9 protein-coding genes are annotated in these 17,004 nt (G+C 31.2%); 7 read left to right on the top strand and 2 right to left on the bottom strand.

All coding sequences use genetic code 11. From position 1 onward, the window contains the following. Nucleotides 1-9 precede the first annotated feature (9 nt). The gene (locus tag AB3G34_RS03320) at nt 10-3,738 is read left to right on the top strand and encodes a metallophosphoesterase (protein ID WP_369753447.1); all 3,729 of its coding nucleotides are present in this window, start codon (nt 10-12) and stop codon (nt 3,736-3,738) included. On the opposite strand, the gene AB3G34_RS03315 is transcribed toward AB3G34_RS03320, so the two are convergent. Together AB3G34_RS03315 and AB3G34_RS03310 are read right to left on the bottom strand one after the other, a co-directional pair. Beyond that, nucleotides 3,721-4,605, bottom strand: a complete 885-nt coding sequence (locus AB3G34_RS03315) for an SdiA-regulated domain-containing protein (RefSeq protein ID WP_369753446.1) — start codon at nt 4,603-4,605, stop codon at nt 3,721-3,723. The two genes, AB3G34_RS03320 and AB3G34_RS03315, sit on opposite strands and share 18 nt — an antisense overlap. Nucleotides 4,606-4,656: 51 nt before the next feature. Further along, on the bottom strand, nt 4,657-5,721 hold the full coding sequence (locus AB3G34_RS03310) for a hypothetical protein (protein ID WP_367752016.1): 1,065 nt from the start codon (nt 5,719-5,721) through the stop codon (nt 4,657-4,659). A 299-nt stretch (nt 5,722-6,020) separates the two neighbouring features. On the opposite strand from AB3G34_RS03310, the gene AB3G34_RS03305 reads away from it, so the two are divergent. The 6 genes from AB3G34_RS03305 (at nt 6,021) to AB3G34_RS03280 (ending at nt 16,915) form a co-directional block, all read left to right on the top strand. Then, a complete protein-coding gene (locus AB3G34_RS03305) occupies nt 6,021-7,850 on the top strand; it encodes a PAS domain S-box protein (RefSeq protein ID WP_367768510.1) in 1,830 nt (609 codons plus the stop codon). Further along, nucleotides 7,840-8,229, top strand: coding sequence for a response regulator (locus AB3G34_RS03300; RefSeq protein ID WP_367768508.1), 390 nt, complete (start codon nt 7,840-7,842; stop codon nt 8,227-8,229). The genes AB3G34_RS03305 and AB3G34_RS03300 overlap by 11 nt, the downstream gene beginning before the upstream one ends. Before the next feature lie 72 nt (nt 8,230-8,301). Further along, nucleotides 8,302-9,216, top strand: a complete 915-nt coding sequence (locus tag AB3G34_RS03295; protein WP_369753445.1) for an ABC transporter ATP-binding protein — start codon at nt 8,302-8,304, stop codon at nt 9,214-9,216. A 5-nt stretch (nt 9,217-9,221) separates the two neighbouring features. Further along, nucleotides 9,222-10,058 carry an ABC transporter permease gene (locus AB3G34_RS03290; RefSeq protein ID WP_367752008.1) on the top strand — a complete coding sequence of 279 codons (837 nt, stop codon included), beginning with the start codon at nt 9,222-9,224 and terminating at the stop codon, nt 10,056-10,058. A gap of 15 nt (nt 10,059-10,073) precedes the next feature. Further along, nucleotides 10,074-12,407: a choice-of-anchor L domain-containing protein gene (locus tag AB3G34_RS03285; protein WP_369753444.1), complete on the top strand. Its 2,334-nt coding sequence runs from the start codon at nt 10,074-10,076 to the stop codon at nt 12,405-12,407. A 23-nt stretch (nt 12,408-12,430) separates the two neighbouring features. Beyond that, on the top strand, nt 12,431-16,915 hold the full coding sequence (locus AB3G34_RS03280; RefSeq protein ID WP_369753443.1) for a T9SS type B sorting domain-containing protein: 4,485 nt from the start codon (nt 12,431-12,433) through the stop codon (nt 16,913-16,915). The last annotated feature ends 89 nt before the right edge of the window (nt 16,916-17,004 follow it).

The raw sequence follows: 17,004 nt of genomic DNA, 5'->3' as shown, positions 1-17,004 counted from the left end.
TACTAAATTATGAAATTGTTTTCAGATAATCATTTTATAAAATATAAAATACCCGCATACTTATTTTTATCAATATTCATATTGCATTCTTGTGCAACTCATCATGCACAATATGGAAATAAAATTACAGCTAGTTTAACAACAAACGCAGATGATACTTCTAAAATTGCTCATACTTTTTTTTTAATTGGTGACGCTGGTAATAGTGACGAAGATAATTCAAAAAAAACGCTAAACCAACTTAATGAAGCATTACTAAAATCAGATAAAAATGCTACGTTACTTTTTTTGGGAGACAATATTTACCCGAAAGGAATGCCAAATAAAGAAGACAAATCCAGTTATGATTTGGCAAAAAACAAACTATTAAACCAGTTAGCACTTTCTAAAGAGTTTAAAGGTAAAACGCTTTTTATACCTGGAAATCATGATTGGTATAATGGAATAAATGGTTTAAAGCGTCAAGAAGAAATTGTTACTGATTACTTAAATGATAAAAAATCATTTTTACCAGGAAAAGGTTGTCCCATAGATGATTTAAAAATTAATGATTTCACAACACTAATTACAATTGATAGTCAATGGTTCTTGGAGGACTGGGACAAGACTCCAACAATAAATGACGATTGTGATATTAAATCTCGAGAAGGCTTTTTTGAGGAACTGGAAAGTTTATTAACTAAGAACAAAGAGAAAACCGTAATACTCGCATTACACCATCCATTAATGAGCAACGGTAGTCATGGCGGTCAGTTTTCATTAAAAAAACAGCTTTTTCCCTTGGAACAAAAAATCCCGCTTCCAGTAATAGGCTCTTTAATTAACTTTATTCGAAAAACATCCGGAATAAGCCCTCAAGACATTCAAAACAAACAATATACCGCTTTTTCGAAAAGAATAAAAACCCTTTTACAAGGACATGATAATGTTATAGTCGTTTCTGGACACGATCATAATTTACAATACATTGATCATCAAAATATAAAACAAATAATAAGCGGTGCTGGATCAAAGTCGGAAGCAGCCAGAGCGATCTATCAAAATGATTTCTCTTACGGTAAAAATGGTTTTGCTACTTTAAAAGTCTATCGTAATGGAAAAACAATCGTTTCCTTTTTTGGTCAAGAAAACAATAAAAACAAGCTCCTTTTTGAGAAAACTGTCTTATTTTCCAAAAACGAAGTAGTTTTAGAATATCCAAATAAATTTTCTCTAACAACAAAATCGGCTGTTTATACTCCAGACATGATTCATAAAAGTAAAGCACATAATTTATTTTTAGGAACACATTATAGAAATTATTATGGTGTACTTATAGAAGCCAAAACTGCCATTCTAGATACCTTGTATGGAGGTTTAAAACCAGATATTGCAGGTGGGGGTCATCAATCAAAATCATTACGACTTGTTGATAAAGACGGTAAGGAATATGTAATGCGTGCAGTTAAAAAGAGTGTCTCCCGATTTTTGCAAAGTGTTGCATTTAAAGATCAATATGTAGAAAACGAATTTGAAAATACATTTGCTGAAGACTTTTTATATGATTTTTATACCACTGCACATCCATACACTCCCTTAGCTGTTGGTGCTTTAGCAGATAAAATTGGGGTATCTCACACTAATCCAAAATTATTTTACATCCCAAAGCAAAATGGCTTGGAAGAATTTAACACCAATTTTGGTGATGAATTGTATTTAGTTGAAGAAAGGCCTTCGGAAAGTCAAAAAAAATTAAAAAGTTTTGGTACTCCAAAGGATATAATAGGAACCGAAGAAGTATTAGAAAATCTAGTAAAAGACGAGAAATATAGTATTGATGAAAACGAATATATAAAAGCCCGTTTATTTGACATGTTAATTGGAGATTGGGACAGGCATTATGATCAATGGCGTTGGGGCGAATATAAGGAGGATGGGAAAATAATTTACAAACCGATTCCTAGAGATAGAGACCAAGCATTTTCAAAATACGATGGTGCTTTGCTTTCTATTTTAATGAATATTCCCGCATTGCGACATATGCAAAGTTTTAAAGATGATATAAAAAATGTCAAGTGGTTTAATCGTGAAGCCTATCAATTAGACTTGGCTTTTTTAAAAACGGCAACAAAAAAAGATTGGATTAAAGAAGCACGATACATTCAAGAAAACCTTACAGATGAAGCGATTGATAATGCTTTTACTAGTTTACCAAAAGAGGTTCAGGATAAAACAATTGCCGAAATTAAGGAAAAGTTAAAATCTAGAAGAGCAAAACTAGCTAATTATGCTTCTAATTATTCCACCGTTTTACAAAAAACAGTTTTGATTGTTGGTACCAATAAAAAAGACAAATTTGTCATCAATCACATCTCAAAAAACAATATTGAAGTTTCTGTTTATAGATTAAAAAAAGAAGGAGAACAATTAATCCATAGCATTAGTTATAATGGTTCTAAAACTAAAAACATATGGATCTATGGGTTAGATGATGATGATGAATTTGAAGTAAAAGGGAATTATTATTCAAAAACAAAAATTAGACTAATTGGTGGTCAAAATAACGATACCTATACCGTAGAAAACGGTGATAAAATTAAAATCTTAGATTTTGATTCTAAAAACAACACTTTCAATATCGATTCTAAAACTCAAAAAAAATTGAGCGACAATTATGAAACTAACTTATATAATTACAAAAAGCCAAAATACAATGCCTTTTCAGGATATCCTACAATAGGCTTTAACCCTGATGATGGAATAAAATTTGGTATAAATGTCAACTATACCGTTAATCGTTTCAAGCAAAATCCATACACTCGAAAACATATATTTAAAGGTAATTACTATTTTGCTACTGAAGGTTTTGAATTACTTTATAATTTATCGGCTCCAAAAGTTATTGGTTTATGGGATTTTAATTTAGATACACAGTTTACAAGCCCCAATTTTGCAATCAATTATTTTGGCTATGGAAACGAAACCCACAATAATGATGATATCGAAGGAATGGATTACAACCGTGTTCGTATTCGAATTATTAAAGCGGCTCCACAATTAAAAAAAGCAGGCCTTAATGGTAGTACAATAACTATTCAATCTATTTTTGAAAATATAGAAATTGACAGGACTGTAAATCGTTTTATAACCACTGTAAATACTGTAAACCCTAACGTTTTTGAATACCAACAATTTGCAGGAACCTCATTAAAATATAGTTATGAAAATTACGACAACCTCTCATTACCAAGCATTGGAATGGGTTTCTCGATTTCAGGAAGCTGGAAAGTAAACCTAGGTGATCTAAATCGTAATTTTCCAACAATTGAATCAAAACTTAATTTTAATCACAAAATTGACTCTAATGGTAAGTTTGTTTTAGCAACACTGTTAAAAGGAAAAGCGGTATTAAATAATAATTTTGAATTCTATCAAGGTGCAACTTTAGGCGGTGATTATGATTTAAGAGGTTTTAGAAATGAACGCTTTTTAGGCAAGCAATCCTTTTTTCAAAGTAGTGATTTAAGATGGAATATTGGAAAAATACGCGAAAGTATTGTTCCAATGACTTATGGTGTTTTAGGAGGTTTTGATTATGGAAGAGTTTGGTTAGACGAAGAGAAATCAAACAAGTGGCATCAATCCTTTGGTGGAGGTTTATGGCTTAATGGTTTAAATGTAATCACTGCTAGGCTTACTTATTTTAAGAGCCCAGATGATGAAGGACGAATCACTTTTGGATTAGGGTTTGGATTTTAGTTTAAGGTTATTTATGGAAACTTCATAAACCATTCCCCCATTACCCTTTGTTTTTTCGTCGACAATTAGTAATTTATCATTATCTTTAAAACAAATCCCTTCTTTTTGAGAATTATGCTTTAAATTAAATTCACACATTTTTCCCGAGAAAAAATCGTCCTCTTTAAAATTCTCAAATAACCAAATTCTGCTATGACTCAACAAGACTACTTTTGATTGATCTGGACTAATAGCTGCACTTGTTATTGCATAGTTATCAAAATCATTCCCTGTTTTATATTTACCTAATAACTTCGCTTGATGGAATCCTTCTTTATTTGGGATTCGATACAATAATGTAGTACCATCAAATCCCTTACTTCTGTTTTTAGTAAACAAATAAAAATTACCCTTTAGTTCAAAAAAACTTTCAACATCAAAAAGTAATTCTTTCTTTTTTGGAGGAAATTCATTTTGTTCTGGATAAGAAAAAGACACTTTATAAATGGGTGCAGTTGTCTTATTATCTAATGCTGCTTTTGCAATTTTATAAATGCATAAATCCTTTCTGACATTCTCATTGTTCCCAAAATCACCTATATATAAGTTCCCTTCTCCATCTTTAGTAATCTCTTCCCAATCAATATTTTTTGTCTTCTTTATTGTTAGACTATTCGCAACATTCCCTTTTTGATCTAAAGCATAGATTTTATTCTTATTGCCACTATCTTCAATTACCCAAACTAAATGATTTTCTGGTGCGTAACTAATACCAGAAACCTCCTTTAAATTGTCCGGTAATTTATAAAGGGGAGATAGTAAACCTGAATCTTGTTGACATGAAAATAAAAAGAAACCGACCGAAAAAAACAAAAAATAATTTTTCATAAATTATACCGATATCACATAAATAAAAAAGAAGATAATCAAAAAAACAAACTAGAAACCAGGTTTAAATAAGTTGGCATTTTTAAAGTTCCTTGTAACAAATTTGAATGCAGCACTCAATACATTACCCATTCGTTTTGCATTTTTAAAATTCAAGTCGTTGGTGTATTTATAAAGGTCCAATTTTAATTGTTGTACATGTTCGTCTGGGGCAATCATATCGTTCCCCATAATTTTCAATATTCTTTTGATACGTGTTTCTGCCGAAAGAATTCTTTTGGCTAAGGCTGCACGTTCTTCATTTTTATATTGCTCAATTGAACTTTCTTGCAGTTTTTCTTTAACCAATTTTACCATCGGATAGTTTTCCTTAAAGAATTGGGGACGATAAATTTTAAAATTACCCTCATAACATTGTTGATCAAAATCGATAGGACGAATTCTATACACTACTTGATCAAAATCATGAATTGGGATGATTACATAATTATACGCTCTCATGTCACCCAAAAGGCGAATCATACAACGTTCATTAAATTTTACAAATTCTTTTGCAATTTGAGATTTTTCAGTCTCCGTACAGTCATTTAATAGTGTTTCAATGAATACATCACCTGGAATCCCAATAATATGCTCTTCAATTAAAGTATCATCGTATACTAAAAAATTTATTTTATCAGGTGATAATATATGTTCCAATTCCAGTCCATATATACGGGAAGCATCTGCTTTTTTAATGTAAAAATGTACATAATTATCATTTAAAATATTTCTGACTTTTATCCTAAAAGGTTTAGAATTTCCAAAAGTGCAAAAATCAATTGCATCTACATTTAAAAATTTTATAATATCATTGTTTCCATCTGAGTGCAAAAGAGAATAGATTTTTTTTAAATTCAAGTCTATTTCATTTCTTTCAAATTCATTATAAAAAACACGTGCCCATAAAGTGTCCTGGTCCTGCTTATCATACACATTTATTGAACCAGAAAAACGCAGTAAATCATCATAACAAATTTGAACTTTTGAAATACGGTCAAAACGCTCTAAATAGTCAAATAACGGTTTATTTACAGGATAAGTTGGTTTTTTAAATAGAATTTCGCCTTCGCTCATTTGGATAAAATTTAATGCAAATTTACATTAATTTGATCCGTATTGGCAATAAAAGATAAACTTCTTAGTTTTAAAAAAGCGGAATGCATCAGTATCAGTTAATTCATGCAATATTTAATCTACTAAAAAAAATATTTTAACCAGCTAAAAAATATTTCTGATTATCAAGCAATTAGAAAATAAACATTTTTTAACTTCAAAAAATAAAATATTAAATACAAAAAAAACGATTCAGAGAATAATTTATTTTAAATTTGAAAGTCCCCAAGACATAATATACCATTATCTTAAAACCTACTATGACGAATAAGCATGATATTTATATCAAGGCAGCCGAATCTGCAAAAATTGGTATCTGGGAATCGAATTTAGAGACCAATTCTGTATATTGGGATTCCATTACAAAATGTATTCTTGAAGTCCCTGAAGACTTTCAACCGATAAATGGTGACGGAATTAAATTTTATAGCCCCGGTGAAAACAGAGAAAGAATTGTAGCTTTAATAGAAAAAGCAATTAGCGATGGTATCTCATTTAATGATAAATTTCAAATTACCACAGCAAAAAATAACATAAAATATGTTGAATGTATTTGTCGGACGGAATTGAAAAACAATAAAGTAATTAGACTATTAGGTACTTTTCAAGATATTACAAAAGAGCAAAATTTAATTAATGAACTTGAATTAAACGTTAAGAAATTTTCTTCTATTTTTTCCAGTGCTAATGATGCCATAATTATTATTGATTATTCTACTGGAATAATTACGGATTGTAATTCGAGAGCTTATGAGCTTACGGGATATAAATCATCTGAATTACTAGGTATACACAACTCAAAGTTGTTCCCAATTGAGAAAAGAATTGAAATCCGATTGTTTCTAGCCAATAATAAAGATAAAGACAACTACTTTGTAAATGAGACTTTTATAAAGACAAACTTGGGTGCTATAATCCCAGTTGAAGTCGCATCAGGAAAAAAATTCATCGTCGGCAATCGTACTTTTTTAGTTTGTTTTTTTAGAGATATAAGTGAACGTAAAAATGTAGAAGACAACCTTAACATGCTATCTCTAGTAGCATCCGAAACATCTGATGCAATTATAATTGCAAATCCAGAAGGTGAGACTGTATGGGCAAACAATGCTTTTCTAAAATTGACTGGTTTTTCTCTAAATGAAATCATTGGTAAAAAACCTCGTGCCTTTTTAAATGGTCCGGAAACCGATTTACAAACTATTAGTAACATTAATGATGCCCTTCATTTTAAAAAAAATATAAAAACCACAATCCTTAATTATAACAAACAAAAAGAAAAATTTTGGTATGAGTCAAGTACAACACCTGTTTTTGACAATCTAGGAAATTGCACCAAATTTATTTGTGTAGGTAGAGACGTTACCGTAGCTAAAGAAAAAGAACTAGAACTCCGAAGAATATTAGATGTTACCAATGATCAAAATGACAAACTTTTTAATTTTGCTCATATCGTTTCACACAATATCCGCTCGCATGCCAGTAATTTATCTATGATTTTAGATGTTATGGAAAGTGCGGATGATACTGATGAAAAATTGTCTTATATAGAAATGTTTAAAGAAGGAACTGATAAATTATCCGAAACGATTGAGTATTTAAACGAAATCATAACCATTCAAAAAAACACAAATATTGATAAAAAACACATTTGTTTAAAAGATGAAATAGAAAAAGTAAAGATGGCATTAAGTCAATCAATCGTTGAAAGTTGCATTGAAATAACACATTCTATTCCTGACAACCTTGTTGTAAGTGTAATTCCTGCCTATCTGGACAGCATTCTACTTAATTTATTTACAAATGCTATCAAATACAAATCCACGAAAAGAAAAGCTACTTTAGAAATAGGTTACGAAATTAATGAACATTATACCATAATAAGCTTTAAAGACAATGGATTAGGAATAAATCTAAATAAAAACGGTCATAAATTATTTGGAATGTACAAAACTTTTCATGGCAATGATGACGCAAGAGGTATTGGACTCTTTATTACCAAAAACCAATTAGAAGCGATGAAAGGTAAAATTGAAGTAGAAAGTGAAGAAGGTGTTGGGTCAACTTTTAAAATTCACTTAAATGAAAAATAAAATTACTTATATTATTGATGATGATAAATTATCTATAAAATTAATGAGTATGTTAATTACAAAAAATCATTTTTGTGAAGAGATTATTCCGTTTTTTAACCCCCAAGTTGCATTAGAAAACTTAAAAAAAAACGCTACAGATCCTGATAATTTGCCTGATGTTATCTTACTTGATTTAAATATGCCAATACTAGATGGTTGGCAATTTTTGGACGAATTTATCCTTTTACCAATAAAAAAAGATATTTCAATTTTTATTGTTACCTCTTCCATTGATCCTTCAGATATTGAAATGGCAAAAAAATATGATATGGTAAAAAGCTATATTATGAAACCTATCAACGCAAAAAAATTAGAAGAAGCCTCAAAATTAATTTAATTCATAATTTGAAATATAATAGTAACAATTTCATACTTTGTTCGTCCTATTAAAAACTAAAAAACGAACATTTTGGAAACTATTCTTTCGATTAAAAATCTCAATAAACGCTACGGCAGTTTACAAGCCTTGAAAGATGTCTCTTTTGAAATTAAAAAAGGACATGTCTACGGTATTTTAGGACCTAATGGAAGTGGAAAATCAACCACATTGGGAATTGTTTTGAATGTTGTAAATAAAACATCCGGAGAATACTTTTGGTTTGATGGTAAAATGGAAACTCATGAAGCTTTGAAAAAAGTAGGGGCTATTATTGAAAGACCTAACTTTTATCCTTACATGACGGCGGAAGAAAATCTAAAACTAGTTTGTAAAATTAAGAATATCAACTATACTAAAATTCAGGAAAAACTAGAATTAGTAGGTTTAGATGAAAGAAAAAATAGTAAGTTCAGTACTTTTTCTTTAGGAATGAAACAGCGCCTAGCCATTGCTTCTGCCCTACTGAATGATCCAGAAATCCTTATTCTTGATGAACCTACCAATGGATTAGATCCACAAGGAATTCACCAAATTAGAGATATTATCAAGCAAATCGCTGCTCAAGGAACAACTATATTACTTGCTTCTCATTTACTCGATGAAGTCGAAAAAGTATGTACCCATGTATTGGTTTTAAGAAAAGGAACTGTTTTATATTCTGGTTCTGTTGATGGCATGACTGCAAATGAAGGATTCTTTGAGCTACAAGCTGATGACAACGCCAATTTAATTGCTATTTTAAAAACACATCCAGCTGTAGAAAGTGTAAAAACAGAAGAGGGAAAAGTTTTTGTTTATTTAAAAAATGCATTAGAAGCGGCTGAATTAAACAAATTCCTTTTTGAAAAAAACATATGTTTAAGTCATTTGGTAAAACGTAAAAATAGCCTTGAAGAACAGTTTTTAGAATTGACCAGTACAGTTACACCAACAACATTAAACTAGCCGCTATGAAACGATTACTATCTATAGAATTACAAAAAATCTGGATGAATAAAGCCAGTAGAATACTTACACTTACTTATTTCATTCTTCTTTCCTTTATTGCATTAATAGCATCAATAAAATTTGATATTGGATTTTTTAAGTTAGATCTTGCCGAAATGGGGATTTTTAACTTTCCAATTATATGGCATTTCAATACCTATATAGCTGCTTGGTTAAAATTCTTTTTAGCCATTGTTATTGTTTCAATGATGGCAAATGAATACAGCTATGGTACGTTAAAACAAAACTTGATTGACGGAATGAGTAAAAAAGAATTAATCATTTCTAAATTCTTGACTGTACTTCTATTTGCATTGGTTTCAACTGTTTTTGTTTTCTTGATGAGTTTATTATTAGGGTACAGCTTTTCATCTTATACAGAAATAAGTATCGTATTTAGTGATTTAGAATATCTAGTGGCATTTTTCGTGAAATTAGTTGGGTTTTTCTCCTTTTGTTTGTTTTTGGGGATACTCGTTAAACGCTCCGCTTTTGCATTAGGTTTTCTTTTAGTTTGGACAATAGGGGAATGGATTACGAAAGGAATTTTAACTTTTAAAATATTTCCAGATAGTGATACCGCCGATTCTATAACACAATTTTTCCCTTTAGAATCTATGTCTAATTTAATTGTTATGCCCTTTAGAAGGCTATCGGTCATAAAAAATATTGGGACGCAAATTGGAGTTAATAGCACAATAGATTATAGTGTACACTTTAGCGCTATACTAATTGTACTAACTTGGTCATTACTTTTTATGTTATTATCTTATAGATTATTAAAAAACAGAGATTTGTAGTACCTTTACAAGGCTATGAGATGTTTAAAAACAATTTCACTTTGTATCCTTTTTTCCTTTTGCACTACAATAGGAAAGGCTCAATATATTACTGTAAATGATAGCTACACAGCACAAAACTTGGTTGATTTATTAACAAATAAAAGTCCTTGCGCTAACACCTCTAATCCTAGTGTAACTGGGGATACTTTTTCTGGAATAAAAAATAGTTATAGTTATTTTAATTCAGGAACAAGTAACTTTCCTTTTACCGAAGGAGTATTATTAAGTACTTGGAGTAGCACTAATTCAGTTGGTCCCTTTATACGAAATCAAGGTGGCGGAAGTTCGTCTTGGAAAGGAGATACCGATTTAGATCAAGCCTTAGGAATTAAGTCCATAAATGCAACAGTATTAGAATTTGATTTTACGCCCTTAACCAATTTTGTTAATTTCAATTATATTTTTGCTTCAAATGAATATCAAGATGATTTCCCTTGTCGGTTTTCAGATGGTTTTGCTTTTTTAATTAAAGAAAATGGACCAACAGGTGTTTATAAAAATTTAGCTGTTTTACCCGATAACATTACTCCAGTTTCCTCTGAAAATGTTCATCCTACTATCAGTTTTACTAATACTACTGGAAGTACATCAGGCTGTGCAGCAAAAAACGAATCTTATTTTGGACAAATAAATACAAGCCCAGCAAATACAAGCCCTATTAATTATAGTGGACAAACGGTTGTATTAAATGCACAAACTAATGTTGTTGCGGGAAATTCATATCATATTAAATTAGTACTTGCTGATGATGAATTTGAGTATTATGATTCGGCAGTTTTTCTACAAGCAGGAAGTTTTACAACCAAAGTAGAATTAGGAGCCGATCGGTTATTAGCAACTAATAATGGAATTTGTTTTGGTGAAAATTATGTAATTGACACTAAACTTCCTGCCAGTTATATATATAAATGGTATAAAAACAATGTCTTATTAATAGGAGAAATTAGCCCTTCTTATACCGTTAAAGATGCAGGAACCTACAAAGTCGAAGTCATTTTAAGTCCTACAATATGTATAGCTACAAGTGAACTAAAAGTTGAATACACACCCGAAATTGTATTAAAAAATACCTCTTTATTTCAATGTGATGAAAATGGAGATGGAATAGCCATTTTTAATTTAACAAAAGCTGAAGCAATCATAAAAAACAATAATAGTAATCTAAAACAAATGTTTTTTTACGAAAATAGTTTTGATGCTCAAAACAATCAAAATCAAATTATAAATCCAACTAATTATACGAACAAAGCAAATAATCAAATTGTAATTGCCAAAGTTTCGGACAATTATGGCTGTTCTAACTCCGCAGAATTGACACTATCCATTTCGAATAAAACTATAGCTCCACTAGATCCAGTAACAGTTTGTGATGATGATGGAGTCAGTGATGGAATACATCAATTTGATTTAATGGCTGTAGCTACTTCTGGTCAATTTTCAGGTATAGGAAATAATATTTTTGTTACTTTTTATTCAAACCCAACAGATGCATATCTTGAAAAAAACGAATTACCTTTCTTATTCAAAAATACGATTCCCTACCAACAAACTCTATTTGTAAGAGTACTTAACGGATCTGATTGTTATGCGATTACCCAAATTACACTTTTTATAAATACATTTAATCCTCCAAACTTTGAAGATGAAAACATTCCTTTATGCGAAGGAAGTGCTCTTACTATAGCTGTAAACAACATATATTCCAGTTATTTATGGAATACAGGCGCAACTTCAAATTCTATTTTGGTCAATACGGCAGGAGATTATTCAGTAGTCGTTACAGATACAAATGGTTGTGAGGCAACAAAGAACTTCCACATCACAGCCTCTGGTATAGCAACAATAACTGGAGCAACAATAAATGATTTTGCAGGGAATGAAAATTCAGTTGAACTGGAATATACTGGTACAGGAAATTATGAGTTTTCATTAGATGGGTCTTATTTTCAAGATAACCCCATTTTTAATGGAATAGCTCCTGGTAATTATTTAGCCTATGCACGTGACAAAAACGGATGTGGTTTATCAAATCCATTTCTCCTATATGTTTTAGATTATCCTCGTTATTTCACTCCTAATGGGGATGGATTTAATGATTTATGGAACATTAAAAATCTTGATTTATTATCAAAATCTACTTTGACAATATTTGATCGTTATGGTAAATTATTAAAAGAGTTGGGGTCAAAAAGTACAGGATGGAATGGTACTTTCAATGGGTACGAATTACCTGCAGACGATTATTGGTTTCAATTAACCTTTGCCGATGGGAAAATGATTAAAGGGCATTTTTCGTTAAAAAGATAATATCTTTTTTATATTTTTAGCAAATGAAAAAGATAACTGCTCTTTTCTTTTTATTCTTATCCATAAACTGTTTTGCACAGTTTAGCAAAACCCACTACATACCACCTTTAAGTGGTTCAAGTAATGTTGCTGCCGAAGAGCAATATATTTATATCTCAACTCCAAGTACTACACCTGTAAATTTCAAAATAATTCAACTAGGAGGAACAATAGTAACAGGAATTGTATCACAAAGTAGCCCCTATATTTTTAATGTTGGTTATGGAAATGACACTCAACTTCACGTAAAAGAAAGTTTAATAAGTACTGTTTTAAACAACAAAGGATATGTTATAGAAGCCGAGGACGTTGTATATGTAACCGTTAGGGTAATAGCCGGAAATGGTAATCAGGCAGGAGCATTAGTTTCCAAAGGATTAGCCGCTTTAGGAACTCAGTTTCGGATTGGTGCGTTTACAAACACAGATATTAGTAGTCTAAGTGTAAATCATCTTACTTTCATATCAATCTTAGCTACAGAGAACAATACACTAATAAAATTTAGCGGAATTAAAACAGGCGTTTCTTTAATAAATAATGGTGGTGGAGCAACTCCCGCAAATATTACACTAAATAGTGGCGAAAGTTATGTTTTGGCTGTTAAAGGACCTAACAATGCCAACAGAGATGGCTTAATAGGTTCACTAGTGAGTTCAGATAAACCTATTGCAGTAAATTGTGGATCTTACGCTGGAACAAATGGTGATATACTCCAAAATGTCGACTTAGGTTTTGATCAGATTGTTTCTGCGGAAAGAACTGGTAAGGATTATATATTAATAAAGAGTACAGGACAAAATTTAGTCGAAAGAGTTCTTATTGTCGCAAATGAAGACAATACCGAAATATATTTAAATGATAATTTAAGTCCATCGAAAGTTTTAAATGCTGGCGAATACATTGCTTTGAATGGATCAAATTATAGTGTAGCTGGTAATTTGTATATTAGAACTTCAAAAAACACTTTTATCTATCAAAGTGTTGGCGATAATTCTAGAAGCGACCAAGCCAATCAAGAATTATTTTTCGTCCCTCCATTAAGTTGTGAAACTCCAAAGTTAATTGACAATATTCCTAATCTAAACCAGATAGGTTCCAGAACATTTACGGGTCGTGTAACAATCGTTACCGAGAAAAATGCAACACTAACATTTGCAATCAATGGAACACCGTTCTCGCTATCTGATTTACCTGCTACAGTGGATGGACCAAAATTAGTCACAGGAAATTCAAATTATGAAACCTATACGATAACGGGACTTTCTGGTAACGTATCTGCTTATTCTTCGGGACAATTATATCTTGCTTCCTACGGTTCAGATGGAGCGGCGACTTATGGCGGTTTTTATTCTGGATTTACTTTTAAACCACAAATAACTTTTGACAAAATAAATATTGCCCAGACTGGTTGTGTCTCAAATACACGTCTTTTCGTAAGCGAAATTACAGGTTTTGATACTTTCCAATGGTATTATAACAATGTAGCAATTCCTAGTGCAACTACAAACGTATTATTTCCAAAAGAACCTGGATATTACCATGTTAAAGCAACTATTGCTTCTTGTGGCACAACTTTAGAATCAGATAAAATTCCAGTTAGCGACTGTCCGTTAGATACTGATAATGACACGGTAAATAACAACATTGATATTGATCTTGATAACGACGGGATATTGAATAGTGATGAAGCTTACGTCTCTCTTATTAACCAATCTAATCCAACTACTAGCACCGATTTTAATGCTGTAATCAGTGGCAATGGTACAATAATAGGCAAGCCTATTTATGGTTTTGTATCAGAAGTTCCTGCTGGAAAAGCAAATAACACATCTTATACCATTAATTTAACGACGCCTCAAAGCCTTTCAATAAATTATATTACACAAGATAGTCCGTCGCAAGCGACAGCTATTTCTGAGTATTTAAATTCTGAGGGTGATTTTATATTACGCGTGCCTTCGGACAAGACTATTACTTTGAGTGATCCTCAAAATCAATTATTAGTAGACACTAACTTCGACGGCATTTACGAAAGTGGCATTACTACATTTTCCTCATTTGAAATAAGATTTAGATTAAAGAGCACTACTCCATTGCTTCCTGGAACTGGCAGCTTTACATTTTCGACCTACCTTACAAATTCAATTACTTTAATTCATAATAATTTATCCGAAACCAACATAAATAAAGCGACATTTATGATTACTCATACTGAAACCTATGATACGGATTCAGATGGAATTCCAGATTTATTAGATTTAGATAGTGACAATGATGGAATTCCTGATACTATTGAAGCACAAGGAAAAGGATTTAAAATTTATTCCGGAATTGATGACAACAATAATGGATTAGATAATGCCTTTGAACCAGGAATAAACAAAATCAACACTGATAATGATCTCTTTGATTCTATTATAAAAAAATACGATATCATCGACTTAGATAGTGATAATGATGGAATTTATGATTTGGTTGAATCTGGAAGTAGCGCTCCGGACACGAATAATGATGGAATAATCGATGGACCGCCTTCCTCTTTTGGAAATAATGGCCTTTATGACAATCTTGAAACAACTCCCGACAGTGGCATTTTAAAAAAACCTATTGAAGATACGGATAATGACGGTAGCTTTAATTATATAGATTTAGACAGTGATAATGATTCTTGTTTTGATGTTACTGAAGCAGGTTTTACAGATAACAATAATGACGGCGTTTTAGGAAATAATCCAGTTACAATTAATGCTTTTGGAATCGTTACTAGCCGAATTAATGGTTATATGCTCCCTAACAGTAATTACCTCGTAGCAGCACCTATTAGTATCACTGAACAACCCAAAAGTCAATCAGAATGCGAATTACAAGCAACTTCATTTACTATCCAAACTAATGCCGTAACTGCCTATCAATGGCAGGTATCAATAGATGGAACTGCTTGGAATGATATTGTTAATGGTCCAACTTATTTAGGAGTAACTACAGATCAAATAATAATAAAAAGCGTAACTAATAATATGAATGGTTATCACTATAGAGTACTTTTAAGTAAAGTTGGGAATTCCTGTGGACTTATTTCTAACGCAGCAATTCTTACTGTTTACCCCCTACCAATAGTGGTAACACCTATTGAATTAATACAATGTGATGATGATTTAGATGGTTTTTCAACTTTTAATATTACTGAACAAAATAGTTCCATTTCTACTAATTCATCCAAAGAAATTTTCACGTATTATACCACTTTTGATGGAGCAAAAGCAAAAAATCAATTCGTTCAAATTGTTAATCCTATTAATTACAAAAGTAAAACAAATACTATTTGGACCCGAGTAGAAAATGCAAATGGATGTTTTAGTATATCTCAGTTAAATTTAGTTGTGTCATCAACACAAATTCCAACAACTTTTAGTCGCACCTATGAAACTTGTGACGACTATATAGATTCCACTCATGATGATATGGATGGGGTAAGTACATTTGATTTTAGTTCCACCACTTTAGATATTAAAGCAATTCTACCTTCCCCAAGTACATTATATGCTATAAAATATTACAACAATGAATTGGATGCTTTATCTGAATTAAATGAAATAACGAACACAACTACTTACAGAAATACAAATTCACCTTACTTCCAAGAAATTTGGGTCCGAGTAGAAAGTACATTAGACAACTCTTGTTATGGGCTTGGAGCACATATAAAACTTAAAGTAAATGCAAAACCTAATATAAATACAAATGAGGATCATACCGATGATGCATTAGTGTGTTCGAATCTCGCTTCCTTTTTTGTAAAATTAAATGCTGGAGTTCATGATAGTTCGCCAACAGAAAACTACACTTATGTTTGGTCGAAGGACAATCAAGTTCTAGCAGAAAATACGGCATATACATTAGATGTGAATGCAACAGGAAATTATTCAGTTACGGTTACTAATGCCTCAGGTTGTAGCAGAATTAGGACCATTAATGTAACTGCTTCTGATGTAGCACATATTGAAACAATATCAGTTTTAGACTTAGTTGAAAACAATACTATTACAGTGAACGTTACTGGACAAGGGAGTTATGAATATAGTTTAGATGCCATTTCTGGCCCCTTCCAGTCCTCTAATTTCTTTGACAATGTTTCAGCAGGGATTCACGAAGTATTTATAAATGACACCAATGGATGTGGCATCATCCAAAAAACGATTGCTGTTATAGGGGTTCCTAAATTTTTCACACCTAATGGCGATGGATTTAACGACTATTGGAATTTAAAAGGCGTAAATACTAATCTCAATTCAAAATCAATAATTTACATCTTTGATCGTTATGGAAAACTTCTCAAACAATTAAATCCCAATAGTATAGGTTGGGATGGAACTTTTAATGGACTACCATTACCTGCCGATGATTACTGGTATACAATAAAACTAGAAGACAGTAGAGAGGTAAAAGGACATTTTAGTATCAAAAGATAAGAAGCTCAATTATTTTAAATATTAAATTTTAATTGTTTTGTTATAATTCTGTTATAATTCTGAAAATTAGTACATTTGATATATTCAGA

The organism is Flavobacterium sp. WC2409 (assembly GCF_041200085.1).
In the GTDB taxonomy this organism is placed as follows: Bacteria; Bacteroidota; Bacteroidia; order Flavobacteriales; family Flavobacteriaceae; genus Flavobacterium.
The sequence above is the reverse complement of the archived record's forward strand: the minus strand, read 5'-3'. Positions and strand labels throughout refer to the sequence as shown.

Excerpts from the sequence above, each read along its gene's own strand:
- AB3G34_RS03280 (WP_369753443.1), top strand. The coding sequence starts at position 12,431 with ATGAAAAAGATAACTGCTCTTTTCTTTTTATTCTTATCCATAAACTGT.
- AB3G34_RS03315 (WP_369753446.1), bottom strand. The coding sequence starts at position 4,605 with ATGAAAAATTATTTTTTGTTTTTTTCGGTCGGTTTCTTTTTATTTTCA.
- AB3G34_RS03290 (WP_367752008.1), top strand. The coding sequence starts at position 9,222 with ATGAAACGATTACTATCTATAGAATTACAAAAAATCTGGATGAATAAA.
- AB3G34_RS03305 (WP_367768510.1), top strand. The coding sequence starts at position 6,021 with ATGACGAATAAGCATGATATTTATATCAAGGCAGCCGAATCTGCAAAA.
- AB3G34_RS03320 (WP_369753447.1), top strand. The coding sequence starts at position 10 with ATGAAATTGTTTTCAGATAATCATTTTATAAAATATAAAATACCCGCA.
- AB3G34_RS03310 (WP_367752016.1), bottom strand. The coding sequence starts at position 5,721 with ATGAGCGAAGGCGAAATTCTATTTAAAAAACCAACTTATCCTGTAAAT.
- AB3G34_RS03300 (WP_367768508.1), top strand. The coding sequence starts at position 7,840 with ATGAAAAATAAAATTACTTATATTATTGATGATGATAAATTATCTATA.
- AB3G34_RS03285 (WP_369753444.1), top strand. The coding sequence starts at position 10,074 with ATGAGATGTTTAAAAACAATTTCACTTTGTATCCTTTTTTCCTTTTGC.